This window comes from Kutzneria buriramensis (genome assembly GCF_003387475.1).
Taxonomy (GTDB): domain Bacteria; phylum Actinomycetota; class Actinomycetes; order Mycobacteriales; family Pseudonocardiaceae; genus Kutzneria; species Kutzneria buriramensis.
The window spans coordinates 121,228-136,766 of the sequence record NZ_QUNO01000001.1; the positions used below are offsets into that span (position 1 = coordinate 121,228).

Genomic DNA, 15,539 nt, shown 5'->3' on the forward strand with positions numbered 1-15,539 from the left:
TTCTCGACCGTGAGCACGGACACCAACAGCCCGAAGGCCACCTACGCGGCGGCCGGCGTCAGCATCGCCGCGGGCGACGAGGCGGTCGAGAAGCTCAAGCCGTGGGCCGGCAAGGCCAACCGCCCCGAGGTGCTGGGCGGCATCGGCGGCTTCGCCGGCCTGTTCAAGCTGAAGCTGGACCGGTGGAAGGAGCCCGTGCTGGCCTCCTCCACCGACGGCGTCGGCACCAAGATCGCTGTGGCGCAGGCGATGGACGTGCACGACACCATCGGCATCGACCTGGTCGCGATGGTCGTGGACGACCTCGTGGTGTGCGGCGCCGAGCCGCTGTTCCTCCAGGACTACATCGCCGTCGGCAAGGTCGTGCCGGACCGGATCGCCGCCATCGTCAAGGGCATCGCCGAGGGCTGCGTGCAGGCCGGCTGCGCACTGCTCGGCGGCGAGACCGCCGAGCACCCGGGGCTGATGGCCGACGGCGCGTACGACGTGTCGGCCACCGGCGTCGGCGTGGTCGAGGCGGACAAGCTGCTCGGCCCGGAGCGGGTGCGGGACGGCGACGTGGTGATCGCCATGGGCTCCACCGGCCTGCACTCCAACGGCTACTCGCTGGCCCGGCACGTGCTGCTGGACATCGCCCGGATGCCGCTGGACGGGCACGTGGAGGAGTTCGGCCGCACCCTCGGCGAGGAGATGCTGGAGCCGACCAAGATCTACGCCAAGGACTGCATGGCGCTGGCCGCCGAGGCCGACGCCCGCACGTTCGCGCACATCACCGGCGGCGGCCTGGTCGCCAACCTGGCCCGGGTCATCCCCGACGGCCTCACCGCCACGCTCGACCGCGGCACCTGGACGCCGGCCCCCGTGTTCGCCCTGATCGCCCAGCGCGGCCGGGTCGAGCGCGAGGAGATGGAGAAGACGTTCAACATGGGCGTCGGCATGGTCGCCGTGGTGTCGGCCGAGGACGCCGACCGCGCGCTGGCCGTGCTCACCGCGCGGCACGTGCCGGCGTGGGTGCTCGGCGAGATCGGCCCGGCCGGCGAGGAGCGGGTCGTGCTGAAGGGTGACCACCCCCGGTTCTGAGCGGGGAAGTCGGTGGACGCCCCACGTAACCTGGGGGCATGGCCGACGAACTCCAGGTGACGCCGTCGCTGGTGATCGCCGGCGTGGAACTTCGCGAACGCTTCTCCCGGTCCTCCGGACCGGGAGGGCAGAACGTCAACACCACCGACAGCCGGGTCGAGCTCTCCTTCGACCTGGCCCGCTCGCCGTCGATCCCCGACGACCTGCGCCCGCGGCTGCTGGCCCGGCTGTCCAGCCGGCTGGTGGACGGCGTGCTGACGATCGCCGCCAGCGAGTACCGCTCGCAGCTGGCCAACCGCAATGCCGCCCGGGAACGCCTCGTCGCGCTGCTGAAGGCGGCATCCGCCCCGCCACCTCCGAAGCGCCGCCCCACCAAGCCCTCCCGCGGCGCCAAAGAACGCCGCCTCCAGGCCAAGCACCACCGCAGCGACCTCAAGCGCACCCGCCGCACCACCACCGACGACTGACCCGGAACGGGTTTCGCCCTGTCCCTGAACGCGACTCGCCGGGGTGAAACCAACCCCCGCGAGTCGCGCTCACAGACAGAGCGAATGTAAACCTCAGGTAGATCAACTGAAGCGCGGGTACTTGCCCGTCTTCGGCTCCACGCGCAGCACGTCGATGTGCGCCTCCACCGTGTCCAGCGCGCCGACGGCGTAGTCGAAGTGCAGACCCTCGAAGCCGACCTGGGCGACCGCCACCTCCGACTCCGGGCCGAACATGCCGCCACTGGGGATCTCGAAGTCCCACGCCGGGTCCGGCTCCAGCCCGAAGGCCTCCTGGATGACGGCGCTCAGCTCGTCCAGGTCGGCGACGGACTCGATCTCCACCTGCCGCTCCTGGTCGCCGATGGCGACCTTCAGCACGTGCGCGGTGTCGGCCGCCTCCTCGGGCACCGGCGGCAGGTCGTCGAAGTCCTCCAGCACGTCCTCGATGTCCCGCAGCGCCACCAGCTCGTCGCTCTCGGCCCGGAACTCCACCAGCTCCGGGTCGTGGTAGGCCTCGGTGAACCGCTCGAGGATCTCCGCCAGCCGCTCGTCCCACACCGGCCGCTGCTCGGCGGAGGCGTGGTGGTGCACCCAGGCCGTGACGATCTCCGGCAGCAGCGCCAGATCCTCGTCGGAGATCTCGATGTTCGCCGGCACGCCCACGCTGAGCAGGTAGTCCAGGGACGCCGGGCCGATCTGCCGCACCCGGCGGCCGTTGGACGAGGCCGAGCCGGCCGCCAGCACGGCCCACGCCCGGGCCAGCTCGACGTCCTTGAACGTCCGCGAGGCCAGGAAGTCCTCGATCGCCGGCTCGAAGTCCTCGATCTCCGGCAGCTCGTCGGTCAACGCGTCGGCGCGGGCCTGGAGCAGCGTGAACTCCATCGCCGGGTTGGAGTCGTCCGGCAGCTGGAGCATCTCGGCGTGCGCCTCGGGACCGTCCACCAGGAACAGGCCGAGCGGGCCGTCGATGCGCTCCAATGCCTCCGTCGCCGTCAGCCGGACCGGCTTCGGCGACGGGTCCACGTTCACACCGAGCTCGCGCGCCAGCGCCTGCGCGTCGGTCTGCGACCGCTCCACCACCGCGATCTGCACGATGTGCAGCGACGTGGCGTGGTCCACCAGGACGCCGATGACGATGTCCGGGTAGCCCAGGGTGATCAGCTCGATGTCGCCGAACGCGTCCGCCACCGACCAGGCGTCCTCCAGCGGCGGCTGCTCCTGCCGGTACCAGTCCGGCGCCGACACTCCCGCGGCCGTCAGCTCGGTCGCCGCCTCCAGGAAGAAGTCTCGCTCCTCGTCGTAGCCGACGGACCCCAGCGCCAGCAGCGCCGCCAGTGTCGCCGGGCTGCCCTTCTCCACCAGCGCTTCGACCAGCCGCTCCACGGTCCGGTCCATCGTCTCGTCCGGGTCGCCGTCCCGCTGCCACGCCGACCGCCACAGCCCGCCGATCAGCCCCGCCGCCCACAGCTGCGCCTCGTACAGCGCCTTCATGCCCAGCAGGTCGTTGGACGCGACGACCGCCGCCTCGATCGGGGACTGCGGGCGCGGGCGCTGCCCCTTGCGCTTGGGCTTGCGGTTACGGCTGACCGGGCTCATGGCGCGAATCGTCGCACGTGGCCCGGTCAGCCCCCAATTCGATCAGCTCAGTGCGGCCGGTGAGCAGCACGTTGAACGGCACACCCGCGCTCCCCACCGGCCGAGCCCAGTTCCTCGCCGCGTGACGCAGCACCCGGAACAGCACCTCACGCTCGGCCGGCTCGTCCGCGAGCAGCCGGTCCGCGTTCGTGATGACGATCAGGTAGCCGTCGGCGGGGAACCAGGACAGGTCGCGCAGGCAGTCCAGCAGCGCGTCCCAGTTCCAGCCGAAGTACTCCGGGAACCTCAGGCCGCGGTCGAACTGTTCGAACAGCAGCTCCGTGTTCGCCATGCGATTCGCGTCGAGCACGACCACGGCGGACGTCCCGGCGGCCGGGAAGGCCTGCCGCACCGGGATGTCCGCCGTGGCCGGCAACACGTGAAGCCACGGCTCGTCGACGGTCCACACCGCCGCGTCGGTCATCCGTGGGTGGGGAAGCCGAGGTCGATGCCGGACTGGCGCGGCCAGCGGGCGGTGACGGCCTTGGCCCGGGTGTAGAACCGGACGCCCTCGGCGCCGTGCACGTGGGTGTCGCCGAACAGGGAGTCCTTCCAGCCGCCGAAGGAGTAGTACGCCATCGGCACGGGGATCGGCACGTTGATGCCGACCATGCCGACGTGCACCCGCCGCTGGTACTCCCGCGCGGCCATCCCGTCGCCGGTGTAGACGGCGGTGCCGTTGCCGTACGGGTTGGCGTTGACCAACCGGATGGCGTCCTCGAAGGTCTCGACGCGGACGACCGACAGCACCGGGCCGAAGATCTCGTCACGGTAGATCGACATCTCGGGGGTGACGTGGTCGAACAGGGTCGGCGCGACCCAGAATCCGTTCTCGAAGCCGGCGGGGGCGTGGCCGCGGCCGTCGACGACGAGGGACGCGCCCTCGGCGACACCGGCGTCCACATAGGACGAAACGCGGTCGCGGTGCACGCCGGTGACCAGCGGCCCCATCTGCGACGACGGGTCGTCGCCGGGGCCGGTGATCAGATCCCGGGTCCGGGAAGCGATGGCGTCCACGAGACGGTCGGCGATGTCGCCGACGGCGACGATCACGGAGATGGCCATGCACCGCTCGCCGGCGCTGCCGTAACCGGCGGACACCGCGGCGTCGGCGGCGACGTCGATGTCGGCGTCGGGCAGCACGACCATGTGGTTCTTGGCCCCGCCCAACGCCTGCACGCGCTTGCCGTTGGCGGTGCCGCGGGCGTAGACGTGCTTGGCGATGGGCGTGGAGCCGACGAAGGAAACCCCGGCCACATCGGGGTGATCAAGGAGCGCGTTGACCGCATCGGCGTCACCCTGAACGACATTGAGAACGCCGTCGGGCAGCCCGGCCTCGCTGAAGAGCTCCGCCAGCCGGACCGAGGCGGACGGGTCGCGCTCGGACGGCTTGAGCACGAAGGCGTTCCCCGCCGCGATGGCGACGGGGAACATCCACATCGGGACCATCACCGGGAAGTTGAACGGCGTGATGCCGGCGACGACCCCGAGCGGCTCGCGCACGGAGTACGCGTCCACGCCGCGGGAGACCTGCTCGGAGTGCTCGCCCTTGAGCAGATGCGGGATGCCGCAGGCGAATTCGACGACCTCCAGCCCGCGCTGCACCTCACCCGCCGCGTCGGAGACGACCTTGCCGTGCTCGGCGCTGATGATCTCGGCGAGCTCGTCGGCGTGGGCATGCACCAGCTGCCGGAAGGCGAACAGGATGCGGCTGCGGGTGGACAGCAAGGAGTCCGACCACGACTGCGCCGCCTTCACCGCCGACGAGACGGCAAGGTCCACATCGGACGGTGAGGCCAGCGCCACCTGGCGGGCCACCTCACCCGTGCTGGGCCGGAAGACGTCACCGGTGCGGGTCGAGGTGCCGGTGGTGCGGGCTCCGTCGATCCAGTGCGGTATCACGGTCGCATTCCTCCTAGGGGCGCGGTGGTCGCGCGGACCACCAGGGACGGGTGCAGCAGCCGGTGGACCGGCTCGGTCCGGCCGCGCACCCGGTCGATCAGGGCCTGTGCGGCCAGCCGGCCCATCTCGTGCCGGGGCTGGTCCACAGTGGTCAGTGACACGTGCCGCAGCGCGGCCAGCGACGTGTTGTCGTAGCCGACGACGGAGACGTCCTGCGGCACGCGCAGTCCGGCGTCCTCCAGCGCGGAGATCGCCCCGACGGCGTTGTAGTCGTTCGCGGCCACGATCGCGGTGGGCATCGGGCCGCCGGCGGAGACCAGGCCGCGCACGGCCCGGGCGCCAGCAGTATCGGTGTATTCGCTCGTCACCACAAGGGGTTCCAGCCCGTGCCGCAGCATCGCCGACACATATCCCTTGCGGCGTAAAGACGCCTGCGAGCCGCCGCCGCCGTCCAGGTGGGCGATGTGCTGGTGGCCGAGCCCGACCAGGTGGTCCACGGCCAGCCCCGAGCCGACCTCGCCGTCGTCGTTTATGGTGTCCACAGTAGACAATCGGGACGCGCGGGAGACCAGCACGAGCGGCGACTGCTCGGCGGCGCCGGCGATGGTGGACGCCGGCACGACCGGGCCCAGCAACGCGATGCCGGCCGGCCGGAACGACAGCAGGTTGTCCACCGCGCGGCGCTCCCGGGTCGGGCTGCGGCCGCCGGTGTTGATGATGAGGTCGAAGCCCTGCTCGGTGACGGCGGCGTCGAAGCCGTCGACCACCTCGGCGAAGAAGGCGTTGTTCAGGTCGGACACCATCGCGCCGAGCACCGTCGATGTGGCGCTGGCCAGCGACCGGGCCATCAGGTGCGGGGAGTAGCCGAGCTCCTCGGCGGCCCGCAGCACCGCGTTCCGCCGCTGCTCGCTGACCTTGGGCGAGCCCCGCATGACCAGCGAGACGAGGGCGCGCGACACCCCGGCCCGCGCGGCCACGTCCTCCATGGTGGGACGGCCCATCGCACCTCCTGGCTTGACCGATCCAAGGTCACAAGGGTGAAACCGGCCCTTGACATCCGTGTGACGCACCCTACAGGGTTAGAGCGCTCCAACCAATAGAGCGCTCTAACGGAGGGAACACCGCAAATGCGCATCGGAGTTGCCGGCGTCGGGCGGATCGGCGCCATGCACGCCGCCAACCTCGCCTCCCTCGACCAGGTGGACGAGGTCGTGCTGTTCGACCCGGTGCCGGGCCGCGCCGAGCAGGCCGCCGCCCAGCTGGGCGCCAGCCACGTCGACGACCTCGACGCGCTGCTGACCGCGGACGGCGTGCTGCTGGCCACCCCGACCGACACCCACCCCGACATGCTGCGCCGCAGCATCGGCGCGGGCATCCCGGTGCTGTGCGAGAAGCCGATCGCCAGCGACCTCGCGACCATGCAGGCCCTGGTCGACGAGGTGGAGGCGGCCGGAGCGACCGTGCTGGTGGGCTTCCAGCGCCGGTTCGACCCGGCGATCGTCGAGTTGCACCGCCGGCTGCGGGCCGGTGAGGTGGGCAAGGTGTACCTGGTCCGCGCCCTGGGCAACGACGCCCAACCGCCGGACTTCGGCTACCTGCCGGCCTCCGGCGGCATCTTCCGCGACCTGTTCGTGCACGACCTGGACGCGGTGCCGTGGCTGGTCGGCGAGCCGGTGGTCGAGGTCTACGCCTCCGGTTCGGTGCTGGTCGACCAGGCCTTCGCCGACGCCGACGACGTGGACAACGCGGTGATCACCCTCAGGTTCGCCGGCGGCGCGCACGCGCTGATCGCCGGCGGCCGGCACGACCCGCTGGGCTACGACCACCGCATCGAGGTCCTGGGCAGCAAGGACTCGCTGACTGTCGGACTGGACCCGCGGACCCCGATCACTTCCCTGGAGCCCGACGGTCACAAGGTGTCCATTGACGCCTACCCCGGGTTCCCGGAACGATTCCGCAACGCGTACCTCAACGAGATGGCGGTGTTCTGCGACGTGGTGGCCGGTCGTGCCGACAATCCCTCCCCGGTCCGGGACAGCCTCGTCAGCCTGCGTCTGGCGGAGGCCTGCGAGCAGTCCCGCCGCTCCGGCAACCCGGTCCGTCTGCTGACGGAGGTGGGCGCATGACCAGCGTGAAGATCGCCGGCGCTCCCATCTCCTGGGGCGTGTGCGAGGTGCCCGGCTGGGGCCGGGTGCTGCCGCCGGAGACCGTGTTGTCGCAGATGAGCGAGCTGGGCCTGACCGCGACCGAGCTCGGGCCGCCCGCCTACCTGCCCGAGGACCCCGAGGTGCTCAAGGGCACGCTCTTCGCGCACGACCTCACCCTCGTGGGTGGCTTCCTCGCGGTCGTGCTGCACGATTCGACCCGCACTGAGGAGACTCTGAGCGAAGCCGAGCACTCCGCGAAGGTGCTCGCGGCGGGCGGCGCCGAGGTGCTGGTGCTCGCCGCCGCAACGGGTCTGGACGGCTACGACGAGCGTCCACAGTTGACGGATGAGCAGTGGGCGACGCTGATCTCCACCTGTGCCGCGATCCGGGACGTCGCCTCCCGACACGGCCTCAAGACGGTGCTGCACCCGCACGTGGGCACGCACGTCGAACGCGGCGAAGAGGTCGAGCGGTTCCTCGCCGACTCGGACCTGCCGCTGTGCCTGGACACCGGGCACCTGCTGATCGGTGGCGCGGACCCGGTCGAGCTGGCCCAGCGCCATGCCGACAGGATCAGCCACGTGCACCTCAAGGATGTCCGGGCCGAGATCGCCGACGAGGTTCGGTCGGGTCGGCTCGGGTACGCCGAGGCCGTCGCGCGGGGCATGTACGTGCCGCTGGGCGACGGCGACGTGGCGGTCGGCGCGATCGTGCGCTCCCTCCACGAGGCGGGTTACGCGGGGTGGTACGTCCTCGAACAGGACACCGCCCTCCCCGAGGATGGCACCGAGGGGGATTCAAAGCCCCTGCGTGACACCGCTCGGAGCATCGCTTACCTCGACACGGTCGTCCGGGACCTGTAACCCGGCGGCCGCACTTCCCCAGGAGCGACAATGTTGTCCAAGAAGTCCAAGAGGATCCTGCTTGGCATGGCGGCCGCGGCGGGCGCGATCGTGCTCGCCGCGTGCAGCGGACCCGCCTCCTCCTCGTCCGGCGGCTCCGGCTCCCCGAACGGCTCGGCGACCAGCGGCGGCCCGATGAACATCGCGGTGGTCACGCACGGCTCGGCCGGCGACTCGTTCTGGAACGTGGTCAAGAACGGCGCCACCGACGCCGGCAAGCAGCTGGGCGTCAACGTCACCTACAACTCCGACGGCGATCCTGGGGCGCAGTCGAAGTTGATCGACAACGCGGTCGCGCAGCACGTCGACGGCCTGGTCGTGTCGATGGCCAACCCGGACGCGCTCAAGACGTCCATCCAGAACGCGGTCAAGGCCGGCATCCCGGTCATCACCATCAACTCGGGCGAGTCGCAGTCCGCCGCCTTCGGCGCCATCGCGCACGTCGGCCAGAACGAGGGCATCGCCGGCCAGCAGGCCGGGGCCAAGCTCAAGGCGGCCGGCAAGTCCAACCTGCTGTGCGTGATCCACGAGGCCGGCAACGTCGGCCTGACCCAGCGCTGCGACGGCGCCAAGCAGGGCTTCGGCAAGACCACCACGCTCCAGGTCGACATCAACAACCCGACCGACGTCGAGGCCAAGATCAAGGGCGCGCTCCAGACCGACCCGACGATCGACGCGGTGCTCACGCTCAACCCGCAGATCGCGCTGTCCGCGGTGAACGCGGCCAAGGAGACCAGCTCCAAGGCCACCATCGCCACCTTCGACCTCAACTCGGACGTGGTCAGCGCGATCAAGGCCGGCCAGGTGCTGTTCGCGGTCGACCAGCAGCAGTACGAGCAGGGCTACCTGCCGATCGTGATGCTCAAGCTCTACCACGACAACGCGAACACCGTCGGCGGCGGCCAGCCCGTGCTCACCGGCCCCGGCTTCGTCGACAAGTCCAATGTGGACAAGGTGGCGCAGTACGCATCCCGAGGCACCCGATGAGTGATTTCGCGGGCACGCTGACCGACGACGAGCGGATCGCCCGTCCCGGCCTGCTGAACCGCCTGGCCGTCCGGCCGGAGATCGGCGCGCTGATCGGCGCGCTGGTGGTGTTCGTCTTCTTCACGGTGATCACCAGCCAGTTCGTCACGCCGGCCGGGATCTCGACGTGGCTGGACACCTCGGCCACGCTGGGCATCGTCGCGGTCGCGGTGGCGCTGCTGATGATCGGCGGCGAGTTCGACCTGTCGGCCGGCGTCATGACGGCCTCCAGCTCGTTGGTGACGGCGATGCTGTCGGTCAAGCTCGGCGTGAACGTCTGGGTCGCCGTGCTGGTGTCCCTGGTGTTCTCGCTGGCGGTCGGCGCGTTCAACGGCTGGCTGGTGATGCGGACGAAGCTGCCCAGCTTCATCGTCACGCTGGGCACCTTCTTCGCCTTGCAGGGCCTCAATCTCGGCGTGACGACGCTGGTGACCGGCACCGTCCAGGTGTCGGGCATCGCGTCGGCGCCGGGGTACGCGCAGGCCGGCTACCTGTTCGCGTCCACGTTCGACCTGGGCGGCACCACCTTCCCGATCTCCATCGTGTGGTGGATCGTCGTGACGCTGCTGGCGTCCTGGCTGCTGGTGCGGACCCGCTTCGGCAACTGGATCTTCGCCGTCGGCGGCTCCGCACCCAGCTCGCGCGCGGTCGGCGTGCCGGTGGGCCGCAGCAAGATCCTGCTGTTCATGATGACCTCGGGCGCGGCCTGGCTGGTCGGCACGATCAACATCCTGCGGTTCACCACCGTGCAGGCCAACCAGGGCATCGGCCTGGAGTTCCAGTACATCATCGCGGCGGTCATCGGCGGGTGCCTGCTGACCGGCGGCTTCGGCTCGGCGATCGGCGCCGCGATCGGCGCGCTGATCTTCGGCATGGCCAACCAGGGCATCGTCTACGCGCACTGGAACAGCGACTGGTTCAAGCTGTTCCTGGGCGTGATGCTGCTGGCCGCGGTGCTGGTGAACAACGGCTTCCGGGCCAGGGCGGAAAGGGTGCGGCGATGAGCTCACTGCTGGAGGTCCGCGGCGTCGGCAAGCAGTACGGCAGCGTGATCGCGCTGCGCGACGTGTCCACGGTGGTCAACGCGGGCGAGGTCACCTGCGTGCTCGGCGACAACGGCGCCGGCAAGTCCACGCTGATCAAGATCCTGGCCGGGCTGCACCAGCACGACACCGGCGAGTTCCTGGTCGAGGGCGAGCCGGTGCGGCTGTCCTCGCCGCGCGAGGCCCTGGACCGGGGCATCGCCACGGTGTACCAGGACCTCGCCGTGGTGCCGCTGATGTCGGTGTGGCGCAACTTCTTCCTCGGCTCCGAGCCGACGAAGGGGTTCGGTCCGTTCCGGATGCTCGACCGGCGTGCCGGCCGGGACACCACCAAGCGGGCGCTGGCCGAAATGGGCATCGACCTGCGGGACGTGGAACAGCCGGTGGGCACGCTGTCCGGCGGCGAGCGGCAGTGCGTGGCGATCGCCCGCGCGGTGCACTTCGGCGCCAAGGTGCTCATCCTCGACGAGCCGACCGCGGCGCTGGGCGTGAAGCAGGCCGGCGTGGTGCTCAAGTACGTCGCCCAGGCCCGCGACCGCGGCCTCGGCGTCGTGCTGATCACGCACAACCCGCACCACGCCTATCCGGTGGGCAACCGGTTCCTGCTGCTCAAGCGGGGCCGCAGCCTCGGTTCCTTCGACAAGAAGGGCATCAGCCTGGAGGAGTTGACCAGGCAGATGGCCGGCGGCGCGGAACTCGAGGCGCTGCAACACGAGCTGCGCGGTGCGGCATCGTGAGCACGGAACTGGAGGCGCTCACGATCGGCCGGGTCGGGGTGGACCTGTACCCGGAGCAGAGCGGCGTGCCGCTCGCCGACGTGAGCACCTTCGCCAAGTCCCTGGGCGGCACGGCCACCAATGTCGCGGTGGCCGCCGCCCGGCTCGGCCGGCGCACGGCCGTGCTGACCAAGGTCGGGCCGGACGGCTTCGGCGACTACGTCCGGCGGGCGCTGGCGGGCTTCGGCGTGTCGCCGGAGTTCGTCGGCACCGCGCCGGATCTGTTGACCCCGGTGGTGTTCTGCGAGCTGAACCCGCCGGCCGACCCGCCGCTGCTGTTCTACCGGCTGCCCGTGGCGCCCGACCTCACGCTGACCGAGGCCGACGTGCCGTGGGACGTCGTGGAGGACGTGCCGCTGCTCTGGGTCACCGGCACCGGCGTGTGCACGGAGCCGGCCCGCTCCACCCAGCGCAAGATCCTGGAGCGGCGGGCCCGGCGCGGGCACACGGTGCTGGACCTGGACTACCGGCCGATGTTCTGGTCCGATGTGGACACCGCGCGGGCGGAGATCGGCTGGATGCTCGACCACGTCACGGTGGCCGTCGGCAACCGGGCCGAGGTCGAGGTGGCGGTCGGCACGGCCGACCCGGACGAGGCGGCGGACCGCCTGTTGGCCCGGGGGATCTCCCTGGCGCTGGTGAAGAAGGGCGCGGACGGCGTGCTGGTGGCCACCCCGGAGCACCGGGAGACCGTGACGCCGCAGCGGGTCGAGGTGGTGTGCGGGCTGGGCGCCGGCGACGCGTTCGGCGGCTCGGTGATCAACGGTCTGCTGGCCGGCCAGGACCCGGTGACGATCGCCCGGCACGCCAACGCCGCCGGCGCGATCGTGGCGTCCCGGCTGGCCTGCGCCGACGCCATGCCCGACGTGGGCGAGATCGAGGAGTTGCTTTCCCTTGCTGACTGACGCGCAGTGGGCGAGCCTGCTGCACACCAGGGCGACCGACCCGAACGCGGTGGCGATCGCCTACGCCGCCCGGCGGCGTCGGCCGTCGCTGTTGTCCGGCCGGGGAACCCTGTTCCTGGTCGCGGCCGATCACCCAGCACGAGGGGCGCTGGGTGTCGGCGGCGACCCGCTGGCCATGTCCGACCGTCGGGAGCTCTTGGACCGGCTGCTGACGGCGCTGGCCAACCCGGCGGTGGACGGCCTGCTGGCCACCCCGGACGTCGTCGAGGAGCTACTGCTGCTCGACGCGCTGCACGACAAGATCGTCATCGGGTCGATGAACCGGGGCGGCCTGGCCGGGGCGGACTGGGAGATCGACGACCGGTTCACCGGCTACGACGGGCAGTCCATTTCGGACAATCGCCTCGACGGCGGCAAGATGCTGCTGCGCATCGTGGATTCCGACGCCGGCACCATTCCGACGTTGCAGGGCTGCGCGGACGCCGTCACGGATCTGGCCGGGCAGGGTCTGATGGCGATGGTCGAGCCGCTGCCCTACACCCGGGACGCGGACGGGAAGCTGGTGCTGCAGAAGGACTCCCAGTCGCTGGCCCGGGCCATCACGGTCGCGTCCGCGCTGGGCGTCACCTCGGCGTACACCTGGCTCAAGCTGCCGGCGCCCTCGGACCCGAAGGTGCTGGACACGACGACCTTGCCGGTGGTCGTGCTCGGCGGCGTGCCGTCCGGCAATCCCGCCGAGGACCTGGCCGCCTGGGGCGACGCGTTGTCGCATCCGGTCGTGCGCGGGCTGGTCATCGGCCGTGCCCTGCTCTATCCGCCCGACGGCGATGTCGCCGGCGCCGTGCAAGCTGCCGCCAAGGTTCTGGAGGCCGTGTCGTGAGTCTGCACCGTCCACTCGGAACGCTGTCGGACGGCGAGGACCCGGTTCGGCTGACGCCCGAAGGCGCAGGCTGGTCGTGGACCGGCCTGCGGGTGCTGCTGTTGCACCCCGGCACCTCGCGCGTGATCGAGACCGGCGAGTTCGAGGCGTTCGTGCTGCCGCTGTCCGGCGGCTGCGTGGTCGAGGTCGACGGTCAGCGGTTCGAGCTGACGGGCCGGGACTCGGTGTTCACGCGGGTCACCGACTTCGCCTACGTGCCAAGGGATGCCACCGTCACACTGTCCACGCACGATGGTGTGGAGGTGGCGCTGCCGATGGCCCGTTGCACCCGCCGGCTGGACCCCAGGTACGGGCCGGCCGAGGATGTGCCGGTCGAGGTGCGCGGCGCGGGCAACGCCACCCGGCAGGTCACCAACTTCGGCGTGCCGGGCGTGTGGGACCACGCCGACAAGCTCAACGCCTGCGAGTTGATCACGCCCGACGGCAACTGGTCGTCGTATCCGCCGCACAAGCACGACGAGGCGACCGAGTGCGAGGTCCTCAACGAGGAGATCTACTACTTCCGGATCGCCGGCCGGGACGGGGTGAACACCTCCCGCGACGGCTTCGGGCTGCACCGCACGTACACCGCCGATGGTGAGATCGACGAGGACGTGGCCGTCCGCGACGGCGACGTCTTCCTTATCCCGCGCGGGTATCACGGGCCGTGCGTGGCCGCTCCGGGCTACCCGATGTACTACCTGAACGTGCTGGCCGGGCCGGCCGACGACCGGTCGATGGCGTTCTGCGACGACCCGGCTCACGGCTGGGTGCGCGACACCTGGGCGACGACGCCGCTGGACCCCCGCTGTCCGGTAACCAACGCGAAGGGACGCGTGCGATGAGGCTGACCACCGCCCAGGCCCTGGTCCGCTGGCTGATCGCCCAGCGGACGGAGCTCTTCGACGGCACCGAGGCGCCGCTGTTCCCCGGCGTGTACGCGATCTTCGGCCATGGCAACGTGCTCGGGCTGGGCACCGCCCTGGAGGAGCAGCGCGAGCAGATCCCGGTGTGGCGTGGGCACAACGAGCAGGGCATGGCGCTGGCCGCCGTCGGCTACGCCAAGGCCACGCACCGCCGGCAGGTCGGCGTCGCCACCACGTCCATCGGCCCCGGCGCCCTGAACCTGGTGACCGCCGCCGGCGTCGCGCACGCCAACCGGCTGCCGCTGCTCCTGCTGCCCGGCGACACCTTCACCAGCCGCGCCCCCGACCCCGTGCTCCAGCAGATCGAGCCGTTCCACGACGGCACCGCCAGCGTCAACGACGCGTTCCGGGCGGTGAGCCGGTACTTCGACCGCGTCACCCGGCCGGAACAGCTGATCGCCACGCTGCCGCAGGTCGCCCGCGTGCTCACCGATCCTGCCGACTGCGGGCCGGTCACATTGGCGCTGCCCCAGGACGTGCAGGCCGAGGCCTACGACTTCCCGGACGCGCTGTTCGAGCCGGTGCTGCACCGCATCCAGCGCCCCCGCGCCGACGCCCGCGCGCTGGGCGAGGCCGCGTCCGTGCTACGGAACGCCGAGCGGCCGCTGCTGGTGCTCGGCGGCGGCGTGCGCTACTCCGGCGCCGGGGCGCAGGCCATCGCCTTCGCTGAGCGCTTCGGGCTGCCGATCACCGAGACCACCGCCGGCCGGACCCTGGTCACCCACGACCACCGCCTGCACGCCGGGCCGCTCGGCATCACCGGGTCGTCCTCCGGCAACGAGCTCGCCGCCGAGGCCGATGTGGTGCTGGCCGTCGGGACCCGGCTCCAGGACTTCACCACCGCCTCCTGGACCGTGTTCTCCCCCGACGTCCGCCTGGTCAGCCTGAACGCCGCCCGCTTCGACGCCGTCAAGCACGGAGGCGTAGCGGTCGTCGGTGACGCGCTGGCCGGGCTCGCCGACCTGGAGCCGTTGCTCGACTCGTGGTCGGTGCCGGCCGTGTGGACCGCCCGTGCCGTGACCGCTCGCGCCGGCTGGGACTCCCACGTCGACAAGCTCCGCTCCCCGTCCTCGGAGCTGACCTACGCCCAGGTCGTCGGCATGGTCAACGACGCGTCCGGGCCCTCCGACTACGTCATGACGGCCTCCGGCGGGCTGCCCGGCGAGCTCATCGGCGGCTGGCGGTCGTCCGGGCCGGCGACGATGGACGTCGAATACGGCTTCTCCTGCATGGGTTACGAGATCGCCGGCGCATGGGGTGCCGCAATGGCCCGTGAGGACGGCGTCGTCACCACTCTTCTGGGCGACGGGTCATACCTGATGCTCAACTCCGAGCTGTTCAGCGCCGCCTTTGCCGGTCACGGTTTCGTGGCAGTCGTCTGCGACAACGACGGCTATGCGGTGATTCACCGCCTCCAGACCGGGCAGGGCGCCGCCGGCTACAACAACATGTACGCCGACTGCCGCTCATCTTTGCGCACACCCCCGCGCGTGGATTTCGCCGCCCACGCCGCGGCCCTTGGCTGCGAGGTATTCGCCGCCGACGGGAGTTCGTTCCCGGCCCAGTACGCCGCCGCCAAAGACGCCGCCGGGCAGGGCAAGGTCGCCGTGGTGACCGTGCAGACCCATCCGTCGTCCTGGACCGAGGCCGGCGCGTGGTGGGAGGTCGGCGTTCCCCAGACGTCGCATCGGCCCGAGGTGCTGGCCGCCCGCGCCGAACTGGACGAAGCGAAGGCGAAGCAGATCCGCTACCTGCACCAGCAATAGCGCCTCGTTGTTCGCACATCACCC

Annotated in this window: 15 protein-coding genes; 11 read left to right on the top strand and 4 right to left on the bottom strand. The window is 71.1% G+C overall.

Going from position 1 to position 15,539, the window contains the following annotated elements:
* Positions 1 to 9 precede the first annotated feature (9 nt).
* Together purM and arfB are read left to right on the top strand one after the other, a co-directional pair.
* Positions 10 to 1,080 carry a phosphoribosylformylglycinamidine cyclo-ligase gene (purM, locus tag BCF44_RS00605; protein ID WP_116172091.1) on the top strand — a complete coding sequence of 357 codons (1,071 nt, stop codon included), beginning with the start codon at positions 10 to 12 and terminating at the stop codon, positions 1,078 to 1,080.
* 38 nt (positions 1,081 to 1,118) lie between these two features.
* A complete protein-coding gene (gene arfB / locus BCF44_RS00610) occupies positions 1,119 to 1,547 on the top strand; it encodes an alternative ribosome rescue aminoacyl-tRNA hydrolase ArfB (protein WP_116172092.1) in 429 nt (142 codons plus the stop codon).
* 102 nt (positions 1,548 to 1,649) lie between these two features.
* Here arfB and BCF44_RS00615 read toward each other — a convergent pair whose 3' ends face one another.
* Genes BCF44_RS00615 through BCF44_RS00630 form a run of 4 tightly spaced genes read right to left on the bottom strand, consistent with a single transcriptional unit; the run spans position 1,650 to position 6,106 of the window.
* Positions 1,650 to 3,164 carry a hypothetical protein gene (locus BCF44_RS00615; RefSeq protein WP_116172093.1) on the bottom strand — a complete coding sequence of 505 codons (1,515 nt, stop codon included), beginning with the start codon at positions 3,162 to 3,164 and terminating at the stop codon, positions 1,650 to 1,652.
* Complete coding sequence (locus BCF44_RS00620; protein ID WP_211352833.1) at positions 3,145 to 3,627, bottom strand: barstar family protein; 483 nt, start codon at positions 3,625 to 3,627, stop codon at positions 3,145 to 3,147. The genes BCF44_RS00615 and BCF44_RS00620 overlap by 20 nt, the downstream gene beginning before the upstream one ends.
* Positions 3,624 to 5,105 (bottom strand): CoA-acylating methylmalonate-semialdehyde dehydrogenase, encoded by a 1,482-nt coding sequence (locus tag BCF44_RS00625; protein ID WP_116172094.1) that lies wholly within the window; start codon positions 5,103 to 5,105, stop codon positions 3,624 to 3,626. The genes BCF44_RS00620 and BCF44_RS00625 overlap by 4 nt, the downstream gene beginning before the upstream one ends.
* The gene (locus BCF44_RS00630) at positions 5,102 to 6,106 is read right to left on the bottom strand and encodes a LacI family DNA-binding transcriptional regulator (protein ID WP_116172095.1); all 1,005 of its coding nucleotides are present in this window, start codon (positions 6,104 to 6,106) and stop codon (positions 5,102 to 5,104) included. The genes BCF44_RS00625 and BCF44_RS00630 overlap by 4 nt, the downstream gene beginning before the upstream one ends.
* Before the next feature lie 126 nt (positions 6,107 to 6,232).
* Here BCF44_RS00630 and BCF44_RS00635 point away from each other — a divergent pair, with 126 nt between their 5' ends.
* From BCF44_RS00635 to iolD, 9 genes are read left to right on the top strand one after another with little or no spacing between them, the layout of a single operon-like run.
* Positions 6,233 to 7,231, top strand: coding sequence for a Gfo/Idh/MocA family oxidoreductase (locus BCF44_RS00635; RefSeq protein ID WP_116172096.1), 999 nt, complete (start codon positions 6,233 to 6,235; stop codon positions 7,229 to 7,231).
* A complete protein-coding gene (locus tag BCF44_RS00640; protein ID WP_116172097.1) occupies positions 7,228 to 8,115 on the top strand; it encodes a TIM barrel protein in 888 nt (295 codons plus the stop codon). The genes BCF44_RS00635 and BCF44_RS00640 overlap by 4 nt, the downstream gene beginning before the upstream one ends.
* Before the next feature lie 30 nt (positions 8,116 to 8,145).
* Complete coding sequence (locus tag BCF44_RS00645; protein WP_116172098.1) at positions 8,146 to 9,141, top strand: sugar ABC transporter substrate-binding protein; 996 nt, start codon at positions 8,146 to 8,148, stop codon at positions 9,139 to 9,141.
* A complete protein-coding gene (locus tag BCF44_RS00650; protein ID WP_116172099.1) occupies positions 9,138 to 10,184 on the top strand; it encodes an ABC transporter permease in 1,047 nt (348 codons plus the stop codon). The genes BCF44_RS00645 and BCF44_RS00650 overlap by 4 nt, the downstream gene beginning before the upstream one ends.
* Positions 10,181 to 10,960 carry an ATP-binding cassette domain-containing protein gene (locus BCF44_RS00655; RefSeq protein ID WP_116172100.1) on the top strand — a complete coding sequence of 260 codons (780 nt, stop codon included), beginning with the start codon at positions 10,181 to 10,183 and terminating at the stop codon, positions 10,958 to 10,960. The genes BCF44_RS00650 and BCF44_RS00655 overlap by 4 nt, the downstream gene beginning before the upstream one ends.
* Positions 10,957 to 11,904: a 5-dehydro-2-deoxygluconokinase gene (iolC, locus tag BCF44_RS00660; protein WP_211352834.1), complete on the top strand. Its 948-nt coding sequence runs from the start codon at positions 10,957 to 10,959 to the stop codon at positions 11,902 to 11,904. The genes BCF44_RS00655 and iolC overlap by 4 nt, the downstream gene beginning before the upstream one ends.
* A complete protein-coding gene (locus tag BCF44_RS00665) occupies positions 11,894 to 12,784 on the top strand; it encodes a Cgl0159 family (beta/alpha)8-fold protein (protein WP_116172805.1) in 891 nt (296 codons plus the stop codon). The genes iolC and BCF44_RS00665 overlap by 11 nt, the downstream gene beginning before the upstream one ends.
* Positions 12,781 to 13,668, top strand: coding sequence for a 5-deoxy-glucuronate isomerase (gene iolB / locus BCF44_RS00670; RefSeq protein WP_116172101.1), 888 nt, complete (start codon positions 12,781 to 12,783; stop codon positions 13,666 to 13,668). The genes BCF44_RS00665 and iolB overlap by 4 nt, the downstream gene beginning before the upstream one ends.
* On the top strand, positions 13,665 to 15,515 hold the full coding sequence (gene iolD, locus BCF44_RS00675) for a 3D-(3,5/4)-trihydroxycyclohexane-1,2-dione acylhydrolase (decyclizing) (protein ID WP_116172102.1): 1,851 nt from the start codon (positions 13,665 to 13,667) through the stop codon (positions 15,513 to 15,515). Before iolB ends, iolD begins: the two co-directional genes overlap by 4 nt.
* Positions 15,516 to 15,539 lie beyond the last annotated feature (24 nt).

Excerpts from the sequence above, each read along its gene's own strand:
- arfB (WP_116172092.1), top strand. The coding sequence starts at position 1,119 with ATGGCCGACGAACTCCAGGTGACGCCGTCGCTGGTGATCGCCGGCGTG.
- BCF44_RS00615 (WP_116172093.1), bottom strand. The coding sequence starts at position 3,164 with ATGAGCCCGGTCAGCCGTAACCGCAAGCCCAAGCGCAAGGGGCAGCGC.
- BCF44_RS00620 (WP_211352833.1), bottom strand. The coding sequence starts at position 3,627 with ATGACCGACGCGGCGGTGTGGACCGTCGACGAGCCGTGGCTTCACGTG.
- BCF44_RS00630 (WP_116172095.1), bottom strand. The coding sequence starts at position 6,106 with ATGGGCCGTCCCACCATGGAGGACGTGGCCGCGCGGGCCGGGGTGTCG.
- BCF44_RS00635 (WP_116172096.1), top strand. The coding sequence starts at position 6,233 with ATGCGCATCGGAGTTGCCGGCGTCGGGCGGATCGGCGCCATGCACGCC.
- BCF44_RS00640 (WP_116172097.1), top strand. The coding sequence starts at position 7,228 with ATGACCAGCGTGAAGATCGCCGGCGCTCCCATCTCCTGGGGCGTGTGC.
- BCF44_RS00645 (WP_116172098.1), top strand. The coding sequence starts at position 8,146 with ATGTTGTCCAAGAAGTCCAAGAGGATCCTGCTTGGCATGGCGGCCGCG.
- BCF44_RS00650 (WP_116172099.1), top strand. The coding sequence starts at position 9,138 with ATGAGTGATTTCGCGGGCACGCTGACCGACGACGAGCGGATCGCCCGT.
- BCF44_RS00655 (WP_116172100.1), top strand. The coding sequence starts at position 10,181 with ATGAGCTCACTGCTGGAGGTCCGCGGCGTCGGCAAGCAGTACGGCAGC.
- iolD (WP_116172102.1), top strand. The coding sequence starts at position 13,665 with ATGAGGCTGACCACCGCCCAGGCCCTGGTCCGCTGGCTGATCGCCCAG.